Raw genomic sequence first — 24523 nt, forward strand, 5'->3', positions numbered from 1 at the left:
TGATGGGCGTCATCATTACGTTTTTAGTATCCATTTTCACTGCTGGCTACGAAGGCAAGCCTGGTAAATGAAAAAAAGGATGTTCCATTTGCGGAACATCCTTTTTTTCATTTAGTTCGTTGTTTTCAGCACTTGCATATTCACTGTATTCCCTGACACCTGAACCTTCGTAAAGTCTTGCGTATCAACCACAGGTGTAACGGCACGATTATCCAATGTGATGTCAGTAAAACGAGTAGAGAAATTCGCCCGAATATCTTTTCGATAAATATCGTCAGTTACTGCTACCGTCGACAGTAGTTTCCACTTGGTCACAGAGCCAATGTTTGAGTTTTGAATTTCTGTAATAATGCGGCCGGTATAACCAACATTATTTGTGCCCCAGAACGTCGCTCTTGTATGCCCATTCAAATTTTTATAAATCGTCATTTGAACAGTACTTCCAGGTTTAAATCCCTTTGTATACGTAAAGTCATCTTTTCCTTCGATATATGTCTCTTGATTATTTGCTCCTACTTTCATCGTAGGTTTCCACACATTATAGGTTGAACTGTATTGAAGACCAATATCCGCTTCCTTTGAACCTGTGAATCCAGAATAAATATAAGCTGTACCATTTGACACACTCATTGTGGAAGGGAGCTGAATTTTTGTGACCAATATGGATCCGTTACTATTGATATAAGTACGCCCGCCAATCCCTTTTGATAACTGCGCTGCTTCTATCTCCTGCGTCTGAGAGAGTCCTGGAATACTGACTGGAATCGTCCCCATTAAAATTGCAGAGCTAATGGCACTAGTGATCAGTAGCTTTTTCATCTCATTATTCCTCCTAATGGATTCATGATTTTTTGAAAACGTGATCACAATCTATCATACTACCTATTTTTTAACATGTCAAAAAAAGTATAATTAAGTCATATTTTTCATCTTTCTGTTTCTTAACTCACATAAAAAAGCCGAGATCAGTATCTCGGCTTTTATCATGATCTTATATGAGATCGCGATATTGCTGCTGGCGAAGTGCCTCATATACAAGAATGGCTGCCGTATTCGACAGATTCAGAGAACGAACATGCTCTGTCATCGGTAAACGAAGACAACGGTCCATATTCTGTTCAATCAAATCTTTTGGCAATCCACTTGTCTCTCTGCCAAAGACGAAGAAATAGTCTTCATCCAGCTGAGAGTAATCAAATGTCGTATGCGGCTTTTGGCCAAATTTTGTGATATAGAAAAATTGTCCCTTCGGATGAGCCTCAAACAATTCATCAAGTGAATCATGATAGACCACATTGGCATATTTCCAATAATCGAGTCCTGCACGCTTCAGCATTTTGTCATCTGTCGAAAAACCAAGCGGACGAATCAGATGAAGGGTTGTATTTGTTGCTGCACATGTTCGCGCAATATTTCCAGTATTAGCTGGAATCTCTGGTTGATATAAAACGACATGAAGTCCCAAAAAAGTTCACCTCTAATTTTCTTTTCCGCTCAACATTATACCACTAACTATCCTTCGCAGCATCGTCCAAAATGTGAAAAAACATATAACGAATAGCAGGTGTATAAGCGGTCGAATCCTCGTATGACCAATAACGCATGCGGCAGTCATACGTCTGTGCATTCACAAGAGGCATTCCGCCTTTGTCATGATCAACGACAATAGTTGTATGATTATACCTTCCATCACCTTCAAAATCGTAGCAAATGACATCACCAATTTGAAGCTCGTGCGCTTCTTTGAGTTTCTTTGCTCTCAAACCCGCTTTTGAATTCGCTAAATAATTTTTCATCGAATGAGCCACCGTCCAGCTATAGCTCCACGTATGCGGGCGCACCCACCAGCCAGACCCGCGATTCGGATACCCTCTCGTTGGCGCATTCCCTGCTTTCAAACATTGTGAAATAAAATTTGTACAGTTATCTTCAAAATTTTTATAGGCTGGATTCCGCTTATTCCAGTATGTCTCCGCATACTGAACGGCTGCCCGCCGGTCATAATGAAAGGCTCTGCCGAATTGTTCTTCGGTCTGAAAGCGCTCATCCATAGACTCTTCTCTTTGCCGCTCTTCTAGCATTATCCGATCTTTAACAAGCATGTTGTTATAAAGGAACGCTTCTCTTTTTTCCACCTGTTCCTCTAAATAGAAAGAATCGTCTACATCCTTGCATACATAAGTGAGATGAGCAAGGTACTGCACATGCTGAGCTCCATCATCTTGAATGGCTGAATCGAGAAGTTTTGTTTTTGCTTTCGCCTTCACAATCTCAACCTGTCTTCTAGCAAAAAGCTCTTTTTTCCGCTCTACTGCTTCCACATCAGACATAAGCTGCGGCTGTTTGATTGCACGGTCATTGATTAAATACGCCAGCCTGTCTTCTAAAGTTTTCTCTAATAATTGTTTCACACAGACACCACCAAACATTTTTTAAAAGCTCTGTTTGGTTCATTCTATGTTCACAGGGATGTTATTTAGTATTTAAAGGTGTCTGTAAAAGCTCAATCCCTTTCACAATCTCCTCTTTCGCTTCTTCATCACTTTCCCGCTCAAGGGCTTTTTCCAGCTCTGGGAGCTGCTGATCGTCGCCAATTTTGCCAATTGCCCAAGCAGCCGTTCCCCGTATGACCGGTCTTGGGTCCTTGTGCATCAACTCAATCAACACTGGTAAAGCAGAAGTATCTTTAAAATGAGCGAGTGCCAAAATTGCATTCCGCTGAATGGGCTTTTTGCCCCGCCATGAACCTGAAACATGACCGTATTTTTCCTTAAATTCACGATTGCTGATCGTCAGAAGCGGCTTTAACAGCGGCTTTGCAATTTCAGGGTCCGGCTCCATTTCAGGATGCAGATGAAAGTCTTTTCCTTTATTGATCGGGCAGACGATTTGGCACGTATCACACCCATACAATCGATTCCCTATTTTCGAACGAAACTCATCAGGTAAAAATCCTTTTGTCTGCGTTAAAAATGAAATGCACCGCTGTGAATTGAGCTGCCCCGGATTCACCAGCGCACCCGTTGGACACGAATCCACACATTTATTGCATGTGCCGCACTGGTCTTCAATTTTCTCATCCGGTTCAAACGGGACATTTGTAATCATTTCAGCCAAATACACATAAGATCCAAACTCTGGCGTGATAATCATACAGTTCTTTGCACTAAAACCAATGCCAGCACGTTCTGCTACAGCACGATCAGACAATTCTCCTGTATCCACCATTGATTTTGTCCGTATATCAACATGTTTGCTTCGCAAAAATTCTTCGAGCATATCAAGCTTTTTTTTCAGCACGACATGATAATCCGTTCCCCATGAAGCCCGGCAAAAGATTCCCCTTCTCGCATCCTTAGTACTTCGAGGAGCATCTTTCATTTTGGAAGGATACGCGAGCGCTATCGCAACAATTGATTTGGCCTTCGGAAGCAGCAAAGAAGGGTTTGTCCGTTTTTCAATATCAGGCTCTTCAAAGCCTGACAAATACCCTAACGATTCATGTAAGATGAGGCGGTCCTTTAATGAATCAAATGTATCGGCGCTTGCAAATCGAATTTTATCGACACCAATTTCTTTCGCATATTGAATCAATTCTTCTTTTAATTCTCCAACATGAATCACCTTGCAAACCTCCTTTCTTTGTTTCTTCTGTTGTTTTCAGTATAATACGAGTGTATCATGACCGATTGGAGTGAGTCACTGTGAAGATACATATGGAAATTTCTCATCCTCAAAACCCGTCTATCCATGTTGGACAGATTGAATATTCGCATATTGAAGTGGGTACATCACCTCAAATGTTAAAAGGCCGCTTACGCCTGTTTCAAGAATCTTTATTTTTTGAATACGAAGATAAAGCCTTAGAAGAAGTACCAGTAATCAAAGAATGGACGGATCTTTTAAAAGACGTTCCTTTCCTTCCACTTCTTTCTGATATCCAAAAGGAACAATTTATTGACTCGACCAATTCCGTACAGGATTTGTCGATATTTTTCTCACTAAAATATTTCTTACCCATCCTGACATTAGATGCCGATCGCATCAAAGGACCGCTTTCACTGGCAAAACATGAGGCTGGGCACATCGAATGGCAGGACGGCGCAGGACTGAATGGATTATTTTCTCAAGCAAGTAAAGCACAAATTTCTCAAGACACAAAGAACATTCTTCAAATCATCCTTTTCCCGCCATCTATTTCCCGGGAAAAGAGTGAAGCTCTTATTCAATCCTTGACGAAGATGTTTGTACAAATACATGGCGGAGAAAGCAAATATGAACTCATTGAAAAAGCACTGTAGCCTGACAGTGCTTTTTCACATTATACTGACATAATAAAAAACGCAACACTTCGTTTATCTAAGAAACGAAATACTGCGTTATAAACAAAATTATGTATTGGAGCGGGTGATGAGAATCGAACTCACGACATCAGCTTGGAAGGCTGAGGTTTTACCACTAAACTACACCCGCATCAATCTTTTAAAAGCAACGTCATCGCGTTGACTTTTATTATGTTACAACTTTCTTAACAATTCGTCAAGAGAATATGAAGATTTTTCGTCAAAAAACTTCATATCCCCCGTATATATTACGATAGTTATTTATCTAGCTGGATATAAAATAAGTAGGCATGTGAATGATTCTTCAGCGCTTGCTTTGGATTCTTCTCAATCTCTTCAAATATAGTTGAACCTCCGTCTTTCCCCATTGCCGCTGTATACGCAATCAGAGCCTTGCCTCCAGATGAGACTTTGACAGTTTCAGATTGTGCAGAAAATACATAGTCACTTACTTTGAATGGGAAGCTTGATGTTGCTTTCGTCATCCCATCATTCTTTTTATCTGACCAAATACTAAATTGAGATTCATATGTATCTTTCTTATGATGTAATTGAAGAAGTACATTCACTTTTTGGTCGGTTCCATCCTGGTGTAAAGTAAAGGTAGCAGATGACGCTTCCTTATTCACTAATCGTCCATTTTTGTAATGACTCCCGATAAACGTAATACTCTTTTCATTCTTCGTTAATCCTTTCAGTGTCAGAGCGACCTTTTCATTAGTGGTTGCTGCTTCTAGTAAGTTTTTTTCTCTTTTTGTCAGTTTCATTTGTTCGATGGTTACTTGGTTTTTAGTGGCAGGCTCTTTTTTTATTGTCGACACCGTCTTCTCGGTTGTCGTCGTTTCTTCGGCCTTCTCGCCGCATCCTGCTAATAGAAAAACAGCGAATAAAAGAATGCTCCATTTTTTAAACATTGTGATCCCCTTTGATGTTTTTTATTTCTCATTATACTAAAATTTGGTTGATCATACAAAAAAAGATTAGGAGAATTCTCCTAACCTTTCGCTTTTTTCTGTTTTATAGCTGATAGGAATGCCACAATGAGAAAACTCGCAGCAAAAATCACAATCATATAAATAAAAAAGTTTGGCTTGATCTGAAAAGTAAATGCGGACGAGCCTTCCATTTCAAAAGCGAGACTGTTAAATAATAAAGCATCATTCGTTTTTGATTGAAATAAATGATAGAACAGTACGCCGATTGTCAGCATCGGAAAGCCTAAGAATCCTAGAAAACTGCCAACTATCGCGCCTTGTTTCATCGCCTGTACGTTCATGATCGTTGTCCTCCCATTCCCCCAAGCAATAGCTGCTTCATAATGGACTTACCATCCCCCATAAACGGAAGAAGATAGAGTAATTGAATAAAATACGTGATTGAAAAAATGAAAAAACCTGTCGAAACCGGGTTTTCTTTTAGAAATAGAACGGTCACAATGATGCCTGCTGCACCAATCACACCAGGAACAAGCGGTCCAAGCAGCGTAATCCATACCTGCTTTTTCTGAAACGGATCTAATACGGGTCTTACAAATTTCACAGACATCATATCACTCGCAAAAAAGCCTTGGGGACCATCTCGCCCCGCAAATTTTCGATGCGCATAGCCATGTGCCGCCTCATGTAAGGCAGTTCCGGTAATTAATCCGAAATAAATAATCGTAAAATATATCGCAATGGCTGCAATCGACGGATCGGGAATGAATAAAAAAGCGATCCCTGCCATGAACATGAAAAGCATCCAGAAAAAGATGATTTTACGCGTCACCATGAGCAAAGCCGTCCCTAAAATGTGAAGAAACGAGTGACCAGTACAATCAAATCGTTCCTTCATTTTGACTTGATACTGCTTGAAAAATTGGCAGCAGGCTGTCACAATCCGATATGGTGAATGATAATGAATAGACAGCAAGTGATGCTGATTCAATCCCATCATCAGCTGATAAAAGTCACGAGCAATCACCGACTCATCGACCTGAAACAAATCGGCGAGCTCTGCGGTAATACTCGCTTCTGTTCTTTTACCGTCCACTTTCGTTAACATATAATAGGCACTTTCATTGATCGGGAGTGTGCTTCCATACTGCGTATCCGTGAGATGCCTCTTTTGTAAGGTCACATACGGCGCTAGTGCCGGTACCCGCTCAATCTTTAGCTTATTGTTAAGAAGTTGAATCATGTGAATACCTCCATGAAAAACCTTTGTATATGGCAAAGATGAGCAGACCCTCAAATGCAGCCACAAGCAGCCACTGAAGCGTTTGACTAGACGCCCCTATAACATAGTTCCCAATAAAAACAATCGGAATCATGAGTAAAATAAGCGCTCCAAATGAAAAAATGCCTGTGTAGGGATTGTTTCGATCAAGAGGAAGTAAAATCCCTACCACATAAAAAAGCGCAGTGGCATTGCATAAGACAGCGGCACCAATCAATGCGTGCCAAATCTGATCAGGAAGCGTCAGCGTTGTCAGCATGAATAAAACAATTTGCAGTACACCAACGAGCAGAAGGCCGATAAACTTATACAAAGCCACTTCCCACGATCTCAGGCCAAATGTTTTATACATCCCCAGCATTCGTTTATCATTGCCAAACGAATTGAAGGCTGTTAATCCAGCAAGAGCGCATAGAACAAAAAATGCTTCTTCTTCAAATCGGACCCCAAACTGATAACGGACGAATAAGATCACAATGAGGAGAATAAGAAAATTTAAAATATTTTCTTCATTTCGCACCTGTGACTTCATTTCCTTCACAATAAGCGACCATTTCTTTGAAGAAGAGAACGGCAGTTTGTGTAAAAAGGTTAACGCTTTTTTCTCTGCCATAATTGGCATCATCGCAAGAGAAAGAAATGCACCGCCTGCCGATAAAAGGATGAACAGAATCAAAACGGCATAATTTACCCCTTCAGGAGACATTCCTTGTCCCGCTAGGAAAAACGGAGCTGTCAAATACATCAAATGATAATCAAACTGTATATATGATTGCTGAATTTGGCTAATATCAAAGTGCGTCAATCCATACGCGACAACCAGTGCCAATAAAACAAATATCGCTGCAAATTTTTGCAACGGTAATTTTAATTTCAGAACGAGCAAATAAGTGATATTGTAAATAAACTGCAGCAGCATTAAGACAAAAAGCGACTGCAAAAGCACCATCAAAAAGAAAGTGAAGATAAAGAAAATACCGATTCCCTGGGCAATAAAATTAGGTAAAAGCAGGATGCCGATAAAAAATAAAACAAGCCCTGCCACTACTGTCACCATCGGAATGAAGTAACCAAAACTTTTCTGAAAGGTAGAGAGCGGGAACCAGCTGAGCTGCATAGAAAACCGGTCTTGTTCAGGTGTTCTGACCTTGATCAAAACGAATAACAAGCTTGTAAAAATGGAGGCATTGATCGCCATTGACACGACGAGTAATCCGAGTGAACGTTCATCACCATTTAAGAAAGCCTTCATAAAGACACCCGTAAAGCTGTATCCGATAATGGCTCCCATTGTGACGGCAAACAAAAAGAATAAGACCACAATGATCCGCTTCGTTTGAGTATCAAAGAGCTTATACATCTCCTGCTGCCACATTTTAAGCATCATTTTAGAAATGATTAATGATTTCATCAAAATGTGCACCCCTATCACTTAACATTGAAGCTTTCAGAAACACCTGTTCCAGTGTGCTTGATTGATACTTCTCCTTTAAAGCTGAGACTGTTCCTTCATCCATTTTATTTCCTTTAGAAATAATGGCGATTTTGTGGCACAGCTCTTCCGCTGAAAGCATATCATGCGTTGAAAGCAAGATCGCACCATGGTGCTCGGCATACCGCTTCATCAGTTTCTTTGTGTTTATAACCGCTTCAATATCAAGTCCTCTAAAGGGCTCATCCATGATCACCAATTGACTATCAAGCATAAATGCAGCAATCAGCTGTGTCTTTTTTTTCATCCCATGTGAATAAGTTTCGATCGGTCTTGATAAGGCCGAGTCCATATCAAACAGTTCAATTAGTTGATTTCTTCTGTGAATTGTTTTACATTCATACATAGAAGAAACAAAATCTAAATATTCAGCACCAGTCAATGCTTCAGGGAGCAGCAGGTCATCTGGAACATAGGCTACTTGTTTTTTAAAGGATGGTTCATCATTTGTGACGTTCTGCAAGTGAATCCTTCCTTCTGTATGCTTAATGATCCCGAGTATACAGTTAATCATCGTTGTTTTACCCGAACCATTCGGTCCAGCAACAGCAACGATTTGATGAGGATCGATCTTTAAATGAAAATCATTGACAGCAGTCACGTTATTTTTATACGTCTTGGTTAAATTCTCGATCGTAAACATATAACCTCCAAGTGTCTGCATATTCTTTAAAAACAGATCAGGCTAAACCGCCCGCCACAGACGGTTTAGCCCTGGTGTCTTATCTAAGAAGTAAAAAGATGAATCCTAAGTATAGCTACTTACATTCAATTTGGACTTTTAAGCCACTTTCCCACTGAACGGCTCCTGTAAAGCTACCCTTGCCGTTTGCTAAACACCAAACTGCTGCTCCTAGAACGACTGTTGCTCCCAATCCAAGAAGGACAGCAACAAATACTAAGAACCAAGCTTGGTCCATAATAGCAGGTTCCATAGTGGAATAGTCAACTTGCGGCGCTGCATAAGTCATACTTTTCACCTCCCAGCTTATGATGATCGTATCATAGGCGTCACACTCCAAACATCTACAGAACATCCCATTTTTGACCGAACATACATTTGATTAAAATGTGACTTTTTATTCAATTATTCACTTTCAACTGCTTAAACCCTCTCTTATTTACTAGATTTTGACACCCCATAAGAACCACAAAACCCATATAATGTCAATTGAACCATCTTTTTTCTTCCTTTTTTGAAATAGTTCATATTTATCATCTGTGATATATATTCTTTCTTTTTTGTGAGATAGCAAGAATTCCCCCGATATATCAGATATAAAAGTCCTGATTATATGTCGCAATAACGTCATTTATGAAATATTTACTGATAATTCCGATAAAAGAGTGAGCATATTTTCCTTCTTCTCTTGACTCTAAAAATATGTATATACAAGAAAATCGATTGGGAAAAAAGCCCTTACCTTTTTCAGCAGCACACAACATATGACTCGTTCCCTTTCTATGAAAAAAAGCAAAGCAGCCACCGCAGACTGCTTTGCTTTTTTTATGAGGAACTAGCAGCAGAGGCTGCATCTGGAAAATGATTGTTCCCAATGATTTCACCAGCTGGCACAGAGAGTCCTGTATCCCCTGATCTCTTGAATGGAAGGAGCGGGAAAACAAGCTCTGCTAAATAATAAGCTTCTTCTAGGTGCGGGTATCCAGAAAATATAAATGTATCAATGCCTAGAGACTGGTATTCTATGATACGATCTGCTACTGTTTGCGGATCTCCGACGAGTGCTGTTCCTGCACCGCCGCGTACTAAACCAATGCCAGCCCAAAGATTTGGGCTGATTTCAAGTTTGTCTTTCCTCCCTTGGTGTAATTCGACCATTCGTCTTTGACCTACTGAGTCCATCCCCTGTAAAGCTTTTTGCGCCTCATCAATTGTTTTTTGATCCAAATGACGAATCAGATGTTCCGCTGCCTGCCATGCCTCCTCTTCGGTATCTCTCACAATCACATGAAGACGAATGCCAAACTTCACCGTTCTTCCTTCCTTTTCGGCCTGTTTCTTCACTTGTGCAATTTTCTCTTTTACTTGTGCAGGCGGTTCGCCCCAAGTTAAATAAACATCTGTATGCTTGGCGGCTGCTTGAATTCCTGCTTCTGATGATCCGCCAAAAAAGACTGGTGGATGGGGTGTTTGAGCTGGAGGGAATAACAGCCGGCCATTCTCTGCTTGTAGATGTTTGCCATGAAATTTTACATTTTCTCCTTTCAATAACCGCTTCCAAATCGTCAAAAACTCTTCTGTTGCCTCATAGCGTTCATCATGAGAAATGAACAGCCCATCCCCTTCAAGCTCCTCTTTACTTCCCCCTGCTACCACATTAATCAGCAGCCTCCCGCCTGAAAGACGATCTAATGTAGAAGTCATTCTAGCAGCAACAGACGGCTGCATAAGCCCTGGTCTAAGAGCCACGAGGAACTTTAAATGAGTTGTTTCAGCAGCTAAAGCAGCTGCCGTCAGCCATGGATCTTCACATGATCTCCCAGTAGGCAGCAAAACCCCTGTATAACCAAGCTGATCAGCTGCTTGAGCAATCTGTTTAAAATATGGATAGTCTGCCTGTCTTGCCCCTTTCGCTGATCCTAAATAACGGCCGTCTCCATGCGTTGGAATAAACCATAAAATATTCATGACATCGCCCCCTGTTATTATTCACCTTGATAACTAGTGCGCCACTTGAGCAGACGCTTTTCTAACAGACGTACAAATGAATCTGTCAGCTTACCTACTACTGCAAAGATGATAATTCCTACAAACACTTTATCCGTTTGAGAGAATTGCCTTGCATCCATAATCATATAGCCGACGCCGCTGCTTGAACCCATCAACTCAGCTACCACTAGACCAAGCCAAGCAATTCCTAATGACAGCCTCACGCCCAGAAGAATATGAGGAAGTGCAGCCGGTAAAATCAGCTTTGTGATGCTTTGATACAGATTAAACTCTAAGGCGCGGGCCACATCAAACAGCTTATTATCTACACTGCGGATACCTAGAAACGTATTAATATAAATCGGAAAAAAAGCGCCAAGTGCAATCAATAAAATTTTCGCCGTTTCATCAAAGCCAAACCAGAGGATAAATAAAGGAGTGACCGCTAAATGTGGAACGGTTCTCAGCATTTGCAACGTCGGATCTACATACTGCTCTGTTTTTTTAGAAAACCCTACGCATACGCCAAGCAAAAGACCTAAACCACCCCCAAGTAAAAATCCACATATCGCTCGATAAAGACTGATGTAAAGATGACCAAACAGTTCACCAGAACGAAATAAATCTCGAAAGGATTCTGCAATCAAGACAGGCGCAGGAAGTACAGTGGAAGAAACGATTTGAGAACCAGCTATGATCTGCCAAACCGCAATAAGTAGAACAGGTAATACCAGTCCCTTTAACTTATATAAAGAAGAAGCTTTTCTCCTTTTTTTCTTTGTCCGCTCGATTTTAGATGCTAAAGCCGGATTCGAAATAGCTTTCATTCATCCATCTCCTCTTTCAGCATTTTTTTAATAAACGAATTATCTACAACCTGATTAACATCAATTTTCCGCTGGATGGCCTTTGTCTTATATTGAAAATCAGCGGTATGCTGCTGAGCATTGATGATCTTCTTCGAAATGGGCTTATTGAGTGGTTCCGTATTGTTTAATACTTGTGTGACGACCTTCTTATCTAAATTTTTTAAACGCGCATATAGCGTAACAGCCTCTTCTGGATGTGATTTCTGCCACTTCACCGCATGGTCATATACCTTTAAGAATTTCACTACTAGTTCAGGATGCTGATCAGCAAACTGAGTTCGAACAAGTGTGAAACCTGGAGAATATAAATCGGTCGCTTCCCCATTCACCAGAAGCTTTGCTCCTTTCTTTATCGTTTCAAGGGATAAGAACGGCTCCCAGATCGACCAAGCATCAACGGACCCATTTTCAAATGCAGATATCGCTTCATCAGGCTGAAGCTGAATGATCTGTACATCCTTCGCAGATAACCCTGCCTGATCTAATACTTTGTATAAAAAGTCAAAGCCACTGCTCCCTTTAGCGACAGCGATTTTTTTCCCTTTTAAATCTTCTACTTTTTGAATCTCACTGTTCTTATTTACTAAAATACCGTTCGCTTTCAGCCCATCCTGAGATAAACCAATTTCCTTAAAATCAATACCTGCTGCCTGACCTGCGATGACAGGTGAGTTACCAACTTGTGAGAAATCTAATTGATTTGCAGCAAGTCCTTCAAATTGGGGAGGACCACTTTGAAACTCCACCCACTTTACCTTCACTCCTTCTTTTTCAAATGATTGTTCAAACCAACCTTTTTCCTTTGCTAAAAGAAGCGGGCTCAAACTTTGCTGAATCCCAATCCGAATTTCTTTCACCTTGTTTTCCGAACCGTCTGCTGCTTGATCACACCCAGCTAAAACAAGTAAAAGACTCAAAAAGATAACGATCATTTGTTTCTTTTTCATGCGATGTCCCTCCCTAAATCCCTGATCCATCGTTTAGTAACAATTCATCTGTTTTCTCAAATTCTGAAAGCACCTTTTGTCTTAAATGTTGAAAAGCGGTTGACGTTCTATCACGCGGAAAAGGCAGGTTCACAGGAAGAATCTTATGGATTCGGCCAGGTCTCGCTTGCATTAGCACAATTTCATTTCCTAAATAAATCGATTCATCAATATCATGAGTTACGAGCATCATCGTTGTTTTTTTCTCCTGCCAAATGTCCAGCAGCACATCCTGCAAGTGTTTTCGTGTAAATGCATCCAGCGCACCAAATGGTTCATCAAGCAATAAGATCTCCGGATCACGAAGGAGTGCTCTCGCAATGGCAACCCGTTGTGACATTCCTCCTGAAAGCTCATGTGGATAAGCATGTTCAAATCCTTTTAATCGAACAATTTCAATCAATTCATCCACTTTGCGGCGTACATCCTGTTGTTTTAAATTGAAATTGGCTGCTATGTTTTCTTCGACCGTCAGCCATGGAAACAGGCGGTGTTCCTGAAAGATAAAGCCTTGTTTCATTCCTGGCTCTGTGATCCGTCTGTCTCCTATCAAAATTTGCCCATGATACGCTGTGTCGAGCCCGCCTATGATCTTTAGCAATGTACTTTTCCCGCATCCACTCGGACCTATCACTGTTACAAATTCACCGGGAATGATGCTCAATCTCAAGTCTTCAAGTACCCGAATGGTCTGTTTGTCTTTCCAAAAGGATTTATCCACAATATCAATTGAAATCGTCATTGAAACCTCCACTCCTCTTGCGATCAGATAAATACACAGAAAGGCCCTTATCCCAAAAAAGAGATAAGAGCCTTCGTGTTGTCCGATCAGCTAATCATATTGATTTGTTAGCACCATCCTAAATCATATTAATCATATAAATCAACTCAATTTTATAAAATGGTTATTTTGTCCTTGTATGCTTTTCATCGATTCGATCGTAAATCGCTTCTATTCGGTCCTTGTTACTGTAAATCTCATATTTGTTCCGCTCAATCAATATGTCTAGTGTGATATCCATGTGTTTTCTGTATTTTTTTCGTTTTTTCTTTTTTTCCATCTTCATCATCCTTTCTTATTCAAATAAAAAAAAGGCTCTTCACTCATGCTTGAGTGATAGAGCCTTCGGTTGACCGATCAGCCATTCTTGTTCGTGTTTTCAGTATGCTCATGTTAATACACACTATTCCTACCTGTCAACTATATTTATTGTTTTTTCAGATTTATCTAAAAAATGATTGACCGAGCAAGGAACAAGATTTATAGTCTTATTAAATATTTCTTATCAAAACAGTTGGTTTTATCTAACAAAAGGAGGATATACACATGTCAGAAGAACGTCCATTTCGTTTAGAAACAAAAGCCATTCACGCAGGTCAGGAGCTTGATTCAGCGACCTATTCAAGAGCCGTGCCTATTTACCAAACAAGCTCCTTTGGTTTTAGAGATAGTGAGCATGCAGCGAATTTATTCGGTCTTCAGGAACCGGGAAATATTTATTCACGTATTATGAACCCTACAAATGACGTATTTGAAAAGCGTATCGCTGAGCTTGAAGGTGGAATTGGTGCACTTGCTGTTTCTTCTGGACAAGCAGCGACGACTTATTCTATTTTAAACATTGCAGGAGCTGGGGATGAAATCGTTTCCTCAAGCAGTCTTTATGGCGGCACCTACAATTTATTTGCCCATACACTCAAAAAACTCGGAATTACTGTGAAATTTGTCGATTCATCCAACCTTGAAGAACTTGAAGCAGCGATTACAGACAAAACAAAGGCAGTGTATGCAGAGAGCATTGGGAATCCAAAAGGCGACATTTTACATATTGAAGCCATCTCAGCCATTGCACACAAGCATCATATCCCGCTTATTGTGGACAATACACTCGCCAGCCCTTATTTATTAAGACCTATTGAGTTCGGTGCAGACATTGTCGTCCACTCAGCGACGAAATTTATTGGCGGTCATGGTACATCAATTGGCGGCGTCATCGTTGATAGCGGCCGATTCCCTTGGACTGACAGCGATAAGTTCAAAGGGCTGACTGAACCAGATCCAAGCTATCACGGGCTGACATATACAGAAGCAATTGGAGAAGCGGCTTATATCACAAAAGCACGAGTACAGCTCTTACGTGATTTAGGAGCAGCTCTGTCGCCATTCAACTCATTTTTACTTCTGCAAGGCTTAGAAACATTACACCTTCGTCTTGAGCGGCATAGTGAAAATGCGTTGAAAACAGCACAATTCTTACAGGATCACCCTCTTGTCGATTGGGTAAGCTATCCGGGCCTTGAAAGTCACGAATCCTATGAGCTTGCGCAAACCTATTTACCAAAAGGACAAGGCGCAATCCTCACATTCGGTATTAAAGGTGGACGCGAAGCAGGTAAAAAGCTCATTGATTCTGTGAAGCTTTTCTCCCATCTCGCAAACGTGGGCGATTCTAAATCGCTCATCATCCATCCTGCCAGCACAACGCATCAACAATTAAGCGAAGCAGAACAAAAAGCGACAGGTGTCACACCAGAGCTCATTCGTTTATCTGTTGGCACAGAAGCGATTGAAGATATTCTTGCAGATCTTGAACAGGCGATTACAAAAAGTCAGTCTGAATGACATTGAAAAAAGCACACGGCTGTGTGCTTTTTTCTTGTTTATTAATGATTGAGTAATCGAATGTCTTGGAAAGGATAAAATACAAATGAGGTAGTTCCTTGAATATCACGCTTTGTAAAAAGACCTAATCCGTTGCGGCTGTCCATTGAATTTTGGCGATTGTCACCCATGACAAAGTACTTTCCTTTTGGAACAGTCAGAGGACCAAAATCAGGTGTCAGCAAGGTACCATCTGCAGCTGCTTTCTTTTTGTTTGACGCTAAGTAAGGCTCAGCCACTTTTTTTCCATTGACATATAACTGATCATTTTTCATTTCAATTTTATCACCAGGTAAACCAATCAATCGTTTAACATAATGGGTGCTGCGGTCTTCCCCATCAAGAACAATGATCTGTCCCCGTTTATAATCACCGAAATAATCAACCGTTTTATTCACAAACACCCGCTCTGTATCATGCAATGTCGGATACATAGAAGATCCTTTGACAATGTATGGCGCGAATAAAAAGTTCCGAATGATAAAAACAGCAATAAATGCAATTAAGATGGCTTTGATCCAGCCCCATAATTCTGATTTCTTTTTTTGTGTTTTTGTATTTGTTGTCATAAGCTCCTCCTGAATTCCCCAAGGACGAAATGTGTGTCACCAGCTGCCAGCCGGCATCACGCTTGTTTCTCCCTAAATATAAACATATTTTGCCAACAAATCAAGCAATGAGAGAGAAAAAGGCAAGCACCTTTCTGTGCTTGCCCAAAACTCAGTTAGTTAGCAGAAGAATCCGCTTCTTTTTCTTTGTTTGCTTTACCATAGAAATAATCCGATGGATTCACTGGTTTGAAATCAGATAACTTATGGAATCGAAGAAGATCCCTATAGAGCACTTTATCTGAAAGACTTAACTGATTATCAACACGGGCTTTAACCGCCTCTGTCTCTTTATTTTGTTTCACCACTTTACCCGTTTTCGTATCATAAACGGTATTATCGACAAGTGTATATTTCGGTGTCACATAGTTTCCATTACGGAAGGCAACGGTCTGATCATGCTTTTTAGAGAATAGATCTGTTCCAAAATTCACGAATTCATTTGAATCGATACCTTGTAAGTGAAGAAGTGTTGGCATGACGTCGACTTCACCACCATACGTATGGTTGACGCCACCCTGCTTACCAGGGATACGAATCATGAGCGGAACACGCTGATTTTGTGCATTTTGATAAGGAGTGATTTCTTTCCCTTGAATTTCACTCATTGCACGGTTATGGTTCTCAGAAATACCGTTATGGTCACCATATAATAAAATGACTGAGTCTTTATACATACCTGATTTTTTCAAGTCTTTGAAGAATTGCTCTAATGACTCATCTAAATATCTTGCTGTTTGGAAATAATTATCGACTGTTTTATCGCCCGTTGTTGCCTTAGCGATTGTTGCATCTTTTTCATCTAAATTAAATGGATAATGATTTGTCAGCGTCATTAAATGTGCATAAAATGGCTTTTTCATTGATTCTAGCATTGGGATTGATTCTTTGAAGAACGGTTTATCTTTCAGCCCCATATTCACAAGGTTTTCTTCATCCATGTTGTAATAGGAAGCATCAAAGAATTGATCAATTCCCATATGTTTATAAATCGTGTCACGGTTCCAGAAAGATTTATAGTCCCCGTGAAGCACTGCACTCGTATAGCCTGCTTTTTGATCTAGGATGGCAGGGAGTGATTGGAAGGTATTTTCACCCTTTGTCACAAATGCTGCTCCCTCTGGCAAGCCAAACATACTATTATCCATCATCAGCTCAGCATCTGATGTCTTCCCTTGACCAGTCTGATGGAAAAAGTTATCGAAATACGTAAAATCTTCTTTCCCATGAGCCAGTTTGTTTAAAAATGGAGTCACTTCTTCTCCATTTAATTTGTAGTCAATTAAGAAAGACTGGAAGCTTTCTAAATGAATTTTAATAATGTTTTTACCTTTTGCTTTCCCAAAATACTCTGCATTTGGCTTCGCATAGTGAGAAGACGTATAGTTCACAACATCCGTTAAATCTTCACTGCTTGCATTTGCTACCTGTGTTGCGTTTTGTGCTGCCTGTACCCCATCATAAATCGTATAATTATAAACACCTAAGTATTTGACAACATACTTATGATCAAAGGTTCTCGTTAATAATTCTGGACGATCCTTTTCAGCCAAATGAAGGTTTACAAAGAACAATCCAATACCTGCAGCTACAATCAGCAGTGCAAACGTCTTTTTCATTTGGAACTTCTTCACTTCTGGTCTCCAAATGACAATGGCAATCAAGATGATAATATCAAGGAAGTATAAAAGATCATGCGGCTTAATGCTTGCTAACACACCGCCAGTCATGCCTCCCCCAAGATTACCTGCCTGCTTCATTGTTGAGAAAGTCAAAAAGTCATCAAAGAAACGGTAATACGCTACATTTGCATATAAAAGTGCGGTCATAATAAAATCAATAACAATTAAAACAATGGCAGATTTACGCCCCTTCAAAAAGAGAGCAAGTCCAAAAAACACAATGGCTGAACTAAATGGATTCAATAAGAGAAGCCCCTCTTGAAAAGAACCTTTTACTCCTAAATTAAAGTCCATTTTGTAGGCTGTGTACGATTTTGCCCAGAATAAAAGGACAGCCAAAACAAAAAAGCTATATTTGTTTGCAAATATTTTTTTCATAAAACCTCTTCTTTCTTATCATCGTTCTGATATAAATGAAATCATAAAAAATTTACATTCATTTTGCAAATGTAAATCTTCTTCGCCAAGCATGCCGATGCTCTGTCTCCGCCGGATACATGCGCTCCTTTAATATAACGAATGAAAAGCATCATAAGTTTCAAAAAAAATACGAGTAAATAAAAGGAAAAATATCCATTTACATTAAATTTACACACACTTCATGTTTTAGTGGATGAAGAAGGTTTTGTAAATCACTCAGTATTACTTTACTTTTTTCATCTATTCGTGTCAAAGTAATTATAAAGAAAAGGAAGAATCACCTAGGCTTTTCGACTCACTTACCCAAATTTATACAAAATTCGAGCCATGCTTCTTTTATTGTGACTCAACCTCCATTAATCCATGTACCTCCCTAAAAAAACAGTTTTAAACAAAAAAAGCTTGATTTCCCCTACTGATGTGCGGTGTGATTAAGAGGTAGATTTTGATCATATCATCCTTATGTTCATGACAAAAAAATCAGGCTGGAGGACATCATATGAAGATTAACAAACAAATCAACACTTTTGAAGAAAGATTTTCAGAAGATATTGTCACTATCATTGCTGTTACAGGACCTTCTGGTGTAGGGGCAGGAAAAGCAGGACAGGCACCTCTTTGGACCGCTTCTATTCCACTGATTACTTGGAAAGAAAACGGCCATATCACAACCGAAAATATAAGACTTTGCTGGCTAACAGATGACGAGGGATTAAGAGAAAAGCAGGCACAATTACATAAAGAATCAATCGTTACACTTCAGGTCCGAAAAGGCGAAGGCGAATTCATGCTTGTATCTTTGATTGATACAGACACAAAGGATCCAGCACTTCAAGAAATCTTAGAAGAAGCCCAAAAGCCTGTGTTTTATCATGATGATACACTCGGAACCTTTGAGTTAGTGAAAGGACTAGACTTATTTGAAAAGACAATCCAATGGAGCAATGAAGAGTGCCTTCTCTACTTCAACCTCGAAGAAGATGAAAAAATAAAGGACTCTCTTCGAACAGCAAGAAAGCTCATCCAAGAGCAAGCCAAATGGGATTCTTCTATTAAATCATTTGCCGCGAACAAGCTGATAAATCTAGCAAAAGATTGGCAGGAACAAGACGAATCAGCTGAAAAGCAAGAAGAACTCACACTAAATCAATTTATGAGCCGCATTTCACTTGAAAGCCTGCATGTTTACCCTGAGGGAGAGTTTGAAGTCTACTATCATGACGGTGATTTATTTTGGGGACATGTCATTATTATCACAGGAAATATAAATGGCACATTTCAAGATGCACACATTGCAGGCTAAAGGCTGGAGGAACAATAGATGGAGATCAAAGCTTTTCAAGAATTAAATCTAATTGGGAAAACGCCAGCCATCGCCAAAATTGGCGGATTCCGTCCTGATCCAGCTGTACACAGCTGGTTTGCCGGCCATTTTTTTATTGATCCTAATCAGGGCTGGCCGACAGATCAAGATGGGGCCATGATTCCGATTTTACAAATTTATTTACCAGAAGTGCCAGGAGGAATGAACGGCTTCAATGAATGTAAGATGATTCAAATTTTTCTCAACCAAAAAGCACTTCCGATTGATCTCACCAAAAACGGCGAAGGCTGGAAACTCATTGAATATTCAACAATCGAAGAATTAGAAGTAGTTGAAACTCCTGAAGAAGTGAGAGGACTCAAACCCTTTCAAATCCAATGGAACGAAAGTGAACAAAGGGATTTCCCTTGCTGGGAAGAAGCATGGTCATATGTGGATCTAACAGAAGTAAACGAAAGTGAAGAAGCGACAGACCACTTCTTTAATCAATACACAAATTATTCGTTCACAAAAATCGGTGGATATGGGGCGTATATTCAATCCCCACCTCATCAACAACAAGGCGAATTCATGCTGCAAATCGCCTCAGAAGAAAAACCTCGTTTCATGATTGGTGATAACAGCACAATGTATTTCTATTACGACAAAGAATTAAAAGAATGGTTTATGCACTGGGATTGTTTTTAACGTTTATTGAATGAAACCTTGCCTTCTCCTAAGCGTAATGAATAATATGAAAGGAGGAAGCAAAATGGGATTCATTTTAGACATCTTTTCATTTGCTGTGTATATCCCTTTTCTACAAGTGGATGAAGAGGATATCTCGAGGAACGCAGCACATCTCAAAAAATCTAGCTGGTTTCAAGCCCTATTACATGATCAAACTTGCAGGGACCTCATCATTTATCATCCCGATGTTCGACGTGTTATAGGCAAGTTTAAAACGGATAAACTCCATAAAAAACGATACAACTTAAGTTGCGAACGTAAATTACTACAAGCATTACAACGTGCAATGTAAACTGACAACAAGAGCCGCACTTTCCTGTGGCTCTTGTTTTATCAATTGAATCGTTCCTTTTGAAGAAAACATTTGACGCCTGGACAACTCTCCCCGTATATTATGTATAAATCCATCTTTTTCAAAGAAAAGGGGGCCTCACATGCGCTTATTTAAGAACTGGAGAAAAAAACAGCCTGCACAGCAAGTCACTTCAGAAAAGCAAGAAGACAGCATCCCAATCAACTTCTCCACACTTCCCTTTGGCACAGACACCGTCGATGATTTTTTGTTCAACCTAGACCTGACCTCCAAGCTCACAGATCCCTATAAAGAAACAGACACAAACAAGCTTACCTAGACCTTCGTAAATCCTCATCCAATACTGGATGATTTTTTTATACTCAATGAAAGGTGTATCCAATGAAAACATATTATATCGTCAGACACTGCCAAGCAGATGGACAATCTAAAGATGCAGCTTTAACGCCACAAGGCATCACTCAATCTCAGGAACTGGCACAGTTTTTTTCCAGCATTCATCTCAATCAGATCATCTCAAGTCCATATAAACGAGCGATCCAAACCATTGAACCCCTTGCTCATGCACAGCAGCTCGAGATAAAAATCGATCAGCGCCTCTCTGAACGTGTATTAAGCAATAAGCCAATAGACAATTGGTATGAGAAGCTAAAACTGAGTTTTACAGATTTACATATGACCTGTGAAGGCGGAGAATCGAGCCAAGAAGCCATGAATCGTATTGTAGAAGCACTCCACGAACAAATAAAATTAGAAAAAGATCATACCCTATTCGTCACACATGGCAATATCATGAGCCTTCTTCTTAAACACGCCGATCCAACGATTGGATTCGAAGAGTGGGAGAAACTAAGTAATCCAGATGTCTATATTCTGAAATATTTTAGTCCAGGTCATATAGAAACAGAACGAATATGGCATTAAAAAAACGGCAGAATGAACTCTGCCGTTTTCTCATCTATTGCTGATAATAAAATGCCTCTACCCACTCATACGGCCTTTTACGCTCTGCACACCATTTCATAAAGCCTCTTGTCTCCGTCTGCTGAAACGCCATCCAGTCCGTTAAAAGCTGGCCATAATAGACGGCTTGTTTTTGAACATTGGTACGAGTTCTTTTATCTTGAATCAGCATCATAACACGTTCAATCCCTTGAATTCTCTCTTGATCCTTCTCATAGGTGCTTAAATAAAGATCTTCATGTATATGATGAAACGAATACCACAAGGCCGATAAATAGATTTCACAAATTTGAACAATCACACGCTGTTCCTTGCTGCCCCCAAGCTCTAGTGCCTTCAATAAATGAGGCAGCCCTTCTCCCTGATGCACAAACAAACCTTGCCACCGATACAGTCTCACATCCAATGGATCAACTTTCTCCCACGTTTGAAAAACAGGCTGGATCACCCCATTTACCAGCGGATACACAAGCAGATGATGACCATCCTCAAATCGTTCAATCCACTCAAACAGCCAAGCCGCAAATTCACGCTGTACTTCAAAATCGTTCTCTTTCATCTCTTCAATAAAGGCCTGAAGAACTTTTAGCGCATCTTTACGCAGGCCCTGTTCTTTTCTCACACAGTACTGTCTAAAAAGAGGATAATCATTTACTCCCTCGTCTTGAATGATAGCTTGCAATATCGTCTTCGTTTGCATGATCACAACGCCGCCTCTTTACATCCAATCTTTTCTATGTTCATGAATAAATTGAATGTCTTTTTGATAATGTTCAAGATGTCCTTCTTGAATCATGTTTTGAAAAGCGATATCACCCTCACTCGCTTTTCGTTTCATATATTGACATAACCCTTCTAAACGAAGCAGCACCATATCCAAATAATCTTCTGCTATTTCCTCACCATAAGATTCAAAAAACAGCTTCACTCTATGCTTTATCTGGTCTGCATGGTGTAATGAAAGATAATTCACGACCTCCCCTATTTCAGTGCGAAAAAATCTACTGAGAGGCACACATGTATAAAGGGTATAAGCGATATCCCAAAGTCTCGGACCAGGAGCAGCTACATCAAAATCAATGATACCTACTGGTTTTTCACTATTGAAAATGATGTTGTACATCGCAAAATCATTATGGCACACAACTTCTATTTCGCCAGGCGTATTGTCCATTCGTTCCCAATCGTCTGAAATGGGAAAATCACGAACAGCATCATGATACAGTCTAAGCATTTTCGCTATATCTTTTAAGACATCAGAAGAGCACATGTATTCTTTTAAAGGATCATGACCGGCTACGCCTTCAATGAAAGACAAGATCTCTCTACCTTTTTCATCAATCCCTAAAAACTTTGGAGCATAGGAGAAATTCTTTTTTTCTAAATGCTTTAGCAGCTTTCGTATATTGATATTGTCTGACTTTACTTCTCGACGAACCGTATCTCCCGATCGATATACGTTTGAGACATTTCCACCTGCCAATAACTCCTCATGATCATTTTGTTTTTTCATAAATTCTCCCCTTAAACTGGGTCACAATGTTGAAGTCAGCTAAAGATGTGTATGTACCCACAAATATTCATTTAGTTACTCAAAGGTAGTACATTGTTTTATGTGAATATGCTGCCCCATTTTGTTTCCTTACATGGTTAAATGTATCTTATCAAATGTTGCAAAACAACTAAAGATTATACTGTTAACAGTAGTACATGCTCATTCTATTCTAATAGGTTTCTATTTTTATCTAAATAACTCATTTAAACCACAAAAAAACGTTTCACCACGAGGGTGAAACGTTAGGTTGATGGTAAAAACCACTCATGAAACCTTCAATAGATATTGGAGGCCGGGGTCGAACCGCACTCCTTGATAAATTATTCCAAAAAAACAAGGTATATTCTCTTAAAATAAAGCACCGTTAATGAAATAAGAATTAAAGTTCTTCTTGATATATTTCTGATTTTATCGGCTTTAAACTCAAAGGTATTTTAAACTCATGAATACTTTCAATATGATGAAAAAAATGATCTATATCGTCATAATCCATTGACCATTCCTCTACTACCTTTAACTTTTTTAACTCGCTTGTTGGTTTAAATAAAAATTCACAGTGTAGTTGTTCCATGTGAGAATAATCATCTTCTTCATAAACTGTAAACTGACGTACAAAGTCAAAATGAAATAGTTCCTCTCCTGTAAAATCATAGACACCACACTGAAATAAAATTTCTTTATCTTCTTCGCCCTCAACTGTCTCCTTTGAAAAATCCTTAAATGTTTCCCAAACCTTTTTTATATCAATTGTATCTTCACCAATGCTATCTTTAAGATAACTTTCAGCATTTTTAACCGTAATCATTACAACATCTCCTGTGTACAATTTATCCAATCCTTCTTCCATTATCCTACCCCTTTAGTTTAATAATAAGGTAACCATCAATAAAGTAAAAGTTAATCTCCTTAATATATAACTCTGTCATATTGTAAGGCTTTGATTCAGCAATATTTATTCCTTTTGCTGTTAGAGAATTAAGAAACGCCTTAAATTCATTCATGTAATACTGAATAGTATGTGGTCTTAAATTTCTTAACTCACAGTCCTTAACAAATAATTCAACATAAGACTTAATTTTCTTTTCTAATATTGCCAATTCACCTTGGTCTAAAATATTTTTACGTCTTGCCATTTAGCTAATTCACCCTTTCAGTAGTGAACGCGATTTGAAGTAATTTTGTCGTGTGTAAAATCAGCTAAAAAACAAATAAAAAACGCCCTCCTACAATTTGTAGAAAGACGTTTTAATCGTTGATATTCCTTAATTCTTCTGTAATTGACGACAATAAAGAATATCTAAAACTAGATACCGGTGGCCGGGGTCGAACCGGCACTCCGTGAGGAACACGATTTTGAGTCGTGCGCGTCTGCCAATTCCGCCACACCGGCATGATCATTAAAGAGCGCATCTTATATTAAAAAACATGGTGCCGAGGGCCGGACTTGAACCGGCACGGTAGTCACCTACCGCAGGATTTTAAGTCCTGTGTGTCTGCCAATTCCACCACCCCGGCAGTCTTTTCAAAAAAGGCGACACCCGGATTTGAACCGGGGATAAAGGTTTTGCAGACCTCTGCCTTACCACTTGGCTATGCCGCCATTATTGGAGCGGAAGACGGGATTCGAACCCGCGACCCCCACCTTGGCAAGGTGGTGTTCTACCACTGAACTACTTCCGCACATCAACT

At 39.7% G+C, this 24523-nt stretch carries 28 protein-coding genes and 6 tRNA genes (1 of these 34 running past the window's edge); 7 read left to right on the forward strand and 27 right to left on the reverse strand.

The annotated features are described in order from the left end of the window. Positions 1-111 precede the first annotated feature (111 nt). From ACLGGR_RS04835 to queG, 4 genes are all read right to left on the reverse strand, one after another. Entirely contained in the window at positions 112-819 is a 708-nt protein-coding gene (locus ACLGGR_RS04835) for a YrpD family protein (RefSeq protein ID WP_041109863.1), read from the reverse strand. A gap of 172 nt (positions 820-991) precedes the next feature. Next, positions 992-1465, reverse strand: a complete 474-nt coding sequence (gene trmL, locus ACLGGR_RS04840; RefSeq protein WP_034282301.1) for a tRNA (uridine(34)/cytosine(34)/5-carboxymethylaminomethyluridine(34)-2'-O)-methyltransferase TrmL — start codon at positions 1463-1465, stop codon at positions 992-994. A gap of 43 nt (positions 1466-1508) precedes the next feature. Further along, a complete protein-coding gene (locus ACLGGR_RS04845; protein ID WP_142944358.1) occupies positions 1509-2411 on the reverse strand; it encodes an amidase domain-containing protein in 903 nt (300 codons plus the stop codon). 61 nt (positions 2412-2472) lie between these two features. Continuing rightward, the gene (gene queG, locus ACLGGR_RS04850) at positions 2473-3621 is read right to left on the reverse strand and encodes a tRNA epoxyqueuosine(34) reductase QueG (protein WP_041816180.1); all 1149 of its coding nucleotides are present in this window, start codon (positions 3619-3621) and stop codon (positions 2473-2475) included. An 83-nt stretch (positions 3622-3704) separates the two neighbouring features. Here queG and ACLGGR_RS04855 point away from each other — a divergent pair, with 83 nt between their 5' ends. Beyond that, positions 3705-4301, forward strand: coding sequence for a hypothetical protein (locus ACLGGR_RS04855; protein WP_251215757.1), 597 nt, complete (start codon positions 3705-3707; stop codon positions 4299-4301). Positions 4302-4399: 98 nt separating this feature from the next. Here ACLGGR_RS04855 and ACLGGR_RS04860 read toward each other — a convergent pair. The 12 genes from ACLGGR_RS04860 to ACLGGR_RS04915 all read right to left on the reverse strand — a co-directional run bounded on the left by ACLGGR_RS04860 (position 4400) and on the right by ACLGGR_RS04915 (position 13639). Beyond that, positions 4400-4473: transfer RNA gene (locus ACLGGR_RS04860), tRNA-Gly, on the reverse strand. Positions 4474-4600: 127 nt separating this feature from the next. Then, positions 4601-5257 (reverse strand): hypothetical protein, encoded by a 657-nt coding sequence (locus ACLGGR_RS04865; RefSeq protein WP_410972590.1) that lies wholly within the window; start codon positions 5255-5257, stop codon positions 4601-4603. An 80-nt stretch (positions 5258-5337) separates the two neighbouring features. Then, a complete protein-coding gene (locus ACLGGR_RS04870) occupies positions 5338-5619 on the reverse strand; it encodes a hypothetical protein (RefSeq protein WP_251215759.1) in 282 nt (93 codons plus the stop codon). Then, positions 5616-6521 carry a PqqD family protein gene (locus tag ACLGGR_RS04875; RefSeq protein ID WP_410972591.1) on the reverse strand — a complete coding sequence of 302 codons (906 nt, stop codon included), beginning with the start codon at positions 6519-6521 and terminating at the stop codon, positions 5616-5618. The genes ACLGGR_RS04870 and ACLGGR_RS04875 overlap by 4 nt, the downstream gene beginning before the upstream one ends. Next, entirely contained in the window at positions 6505-7971 is a 1467-nt protein-coding gene (locus ACLGGR_RS04880) for a hypothetical protein (protein ID WP_142944356.1), read from the reverse strand. Before ACLGGR_RS04880 ends, ACLGGR_RS04875 begins: the two co-directional genes overlap by 17 nt. Then, positions 7949-8695: an ABC transporter ATP-binding protein gene (locus ACLGGR_RS04885; RefSeq protein ID WP_142944355.1), complete on the reverse strand. Its 747-nt coding sequence runs from the start codon at positions 8693-8695 to the stop codon at positions 7949-7951. The genes ACLGGR_RS04880 and ACLGGR_RS04885 overlap by 23 nt, the downstream gene beginning before the upstream one ends. A 115-nt stretch (positions 8696-8810) precedes the next feature. Next, positions 8811-9023 carry a hypothetical protein gene (locus ACLGGR_RS04890; RefSeq protein ID WP_003211695.1) on the reverse strand — a complete coding sequence of 71 codons (213 nt, stop codon included), beginning with the start codon at positions 9021-9023 and terminating at the stop codon, positions 8811-8813. Between the two features lie 536 nt (positions 9024-9559). Next, the gene (ssuD, locus tag ACLGGR_RS04895; RefSeq protein ID WP_323647482.1) at positions 9560-10702 is read right to left on the reverse strand and encodes an FMNH2-dependent alkanesulfonate monooxygenase; all 1143 of its coding nucleotides are present in this window, start codon (positions 10700-10702) and stop codon (positions 9560-9562) included. Between the two features lie 17 nt (positions 10703-10719). After that, the gene (locus tag ACLGGR_RS04900; RefSeq protein WP_048240186.1) at positions 10720-11550 is read right to left on the reverse strand and encodes an ABC transporter permease; all 831 of its coding nucleotides are present in this window, start codon (positions 11548-11550) and stop codon (positions 10720-10722) included. Next, positions 11547-12524, reverse strand: a complete 978-nt coding sequence (locus tag ACLGGR_RS04905; protein WP_410972620.1) for an aliphatic sulfonate ABC transporter substrate-binding protein — start codon at positions 12522-12524, stop codon at positions 11547-11549. Before ACLGGR_RS04905 ends, ACLGGR_RS04900 begins: the two co-directional genes overlap by 4 nt. Positions 12525-12552: 28 nt before the next feature. Beyond that, entirely contained in the window at positions 12553-13320 is a 768-nt protein-coding gene (locus tag ACLGGR_RS04910; RefSeq protein ID WP_410972592.1) for an ABC transporter ATP-binding protein, read from the reverse strand. Positions 13321-13483: 163 nt separating this feature from the next. After that, a complete protein-coding gene (locus ACLGGR_RS04915; RefSeq protein WP_410972593.1) occupies positions 13484-13639 on the reverse strand; it encodes an FbpB family small basic protein in 156 nt (51 codons plus the stop codon). Between the two features lie 266 nt (positions 13640-13905). Between ACLGGR_RS04915 and ACLGGR_RS04920 the strand changes: the two genes are divergently transcribed. Continuing rightward, positions 13906-15201 (forward strand): homocysteine synthase, encoded by a 1296-nt coding sequence (locus ACLGGR_RS04920; protein ID WP_142946817.1) that lies wholly within the window; start codon positions 13906-13908, stop codon positions 15199-15201. Between the two features lie 41 nt (positions 15202-15242). Here ACLGGR_RS04920 and lepB read toward each other — a convergent pair whose 3' ends face one another. Continuing rightward, entirely contained in the window at positions 15243-15809 is a 567-nt protein-coding gene (lepB, locus tag ACLGGR_RS04925; protein WP_024425343.1) for a signal peptidase I, read from the reverse strand. Between the two features lie 155 nt (positions 15810-15964). Then, entirely contained in the window at positions 15965-17908 is a 1944-nt protein-coding gene (gene ltaS, locus ACLGGR_RS04930) for a lipoteichoic acid synthase (RefSeq protein WP_410972594.1), read from the reverse strand. A 541-nt stretch (positions 17909-18449) separates the two neighbouring features. On the opposite strand from ltaS, the gene ACLGGR_RS04935 reads away from it, so the two are divergent. The 5 genes from ACLGGR_RS04935 (at position 18450) to ACLGGR_RS04955 (ending at position 21240) form a co-directional block, all read left to right on the forward strand. Continuing rightward, positions 18450-19253, forward strand: coding sequence for a DUF2262 domain-containing protein (locus ACLGGR_RS04935; protein ID WP_410972595.1), 804 nt, complete (start codon positions 18450-18452; stop codon positions 19251-19253). Between the two features lie 18 nt (positions 19254-19271). Beyond that, a complete protein-coding gene (locus tag ACLGGR_RS04940; RefSeq protein WP_410972596.1) occupies positions 19272-19961 on the forward strand; it encodes a DUF1963 domain-containing protein in 690 nt (229 codons plus the stop codon). 64 nt (positions 19962-20025) lie between these two features. After that, positions 20026-20295 carry a hypothetical protein gene (locus ACLGGR_RS04945; RefSeq protein WP_410972597.1) on the forward strand — a complete coding sequence of 90 codons (270 nt, stop codon included), beginning with the start codon at positions 20026-20028 and terminating at the stop codon, positions 20293-20295. Positions 20296-20437: 142 nt separating this feature from the next. After that, complete coding sequence (locus ACLGGR_RS04950) at positions 20438-20635, forward strand: hypothetical protein (RefSeq protein WP_087975674.1); 198 nt, start codon at positions 20438-20440, stop codon at positions 20633-20635. 62 nt (positions 20636-20697) lie between these two features. Beyond that, positions 20698-21240 (forward strand): histidine phosphatase family protein, encoded by a 543-nt coding sequence (locus ACLGGR_RS04955; RefSeq protein ID WP_251215766.1) that lies wholly within the window; start codon positions 20698-20700, stop codon positions 21238-21240. Between the two features lie 34 nt (positions 21241-21274). Here ACLGGR_RS04955 and ACLGGR_RS04960 read toward each other — a convergent pair whose 3' ends face one another. The 9 genes from ACLGGR_RS04960 to ACLGGR_RS05000 all read right to left on the reverse strand — a co-directional run. Next, the gene (locus tag ACLGGR_RS04960; RefSeq protein ID WP_410972598.1) at positions 21275-21979 is read right to left on the reverse strand and encodes a hypothetical protein; all 705 of its coding nucleotides are present in this window, start codon (positions 21977-21979) and stop codon (positions 21275-21277) included. An 18-nt stretch (positions 21980-21997) separates the two neighbouring features. Next, entirely contained in the window at positions 21998-22792 is a 795-nt protein-coding gene (locus ACLGGR_RS04965) for a phosphotransferase (RefSeq protein WP_410972599.1), read from the reverse strand. Positions 22793-23213: 421 nt separating this feature from the next. Further along, on the reverse strand, positions 23214-23681 hold the full coding sequence (locus ACLGGR_RS04970; RefSeq protein WP_410972600.1) for a hypothetical protein: 468 nt from the start codon (positions 23679-23681) through the stop codon (positions 23214-23216). A 4-nt stretch (positions 23682-23685) separates the two neighbouring features. After that, positions 23686-23967 (reverse strand): hypothetical protein, encoded by a 282-nt coding sequence (locus ACLGGR_RS04975; protein WP_410972601.1) that lies wholly within the window; start codon positions 23965-23967, stop codon positions 23686-23688. Between the two features lie 175 nt (positions 23968-24142). Then, positions 24143-24224, reverse strand: a tRNA-Leu gene (locus ACLGGR_RS04980). A gap of 36 nt (positions 24225-24260) precedes the next feature. Further along, positions 24261-24349: transfer RNA gene (locus ACLGGR_RS04985), tRNA-Leu, on the reverse strand. Between the two features lie 14 nt (positions 24350-24363). Beyond that, positions 24364-24434: transfer RNA gene (locus ACLGGR_RS04990), tRNA-Cys, on the reverse strand. A gap of 5 nt (positions 24435-24439) precedes the next feature. Continuing rightward, positions 24440-24514 (reverse strand) — tRNA-Gly (locus ACLGGR_RS04995). 7 nt (positions 24515-24521) lie between these two features. Beyond that, positions 24522-24523: transfer RNA gene (locus ACLGGR_RS05000), tRNA-Gln, on the reverse strand; it runs 70 nt beyond the window's last position.

Source organism: Bacillus sp. BD48, from assembly GCF_046566805.1.
GTDB lineage: Bacteria > Bacillota > Bacilli > Bacillales > Bacillaceae > Bacillus > Bacillus safensis.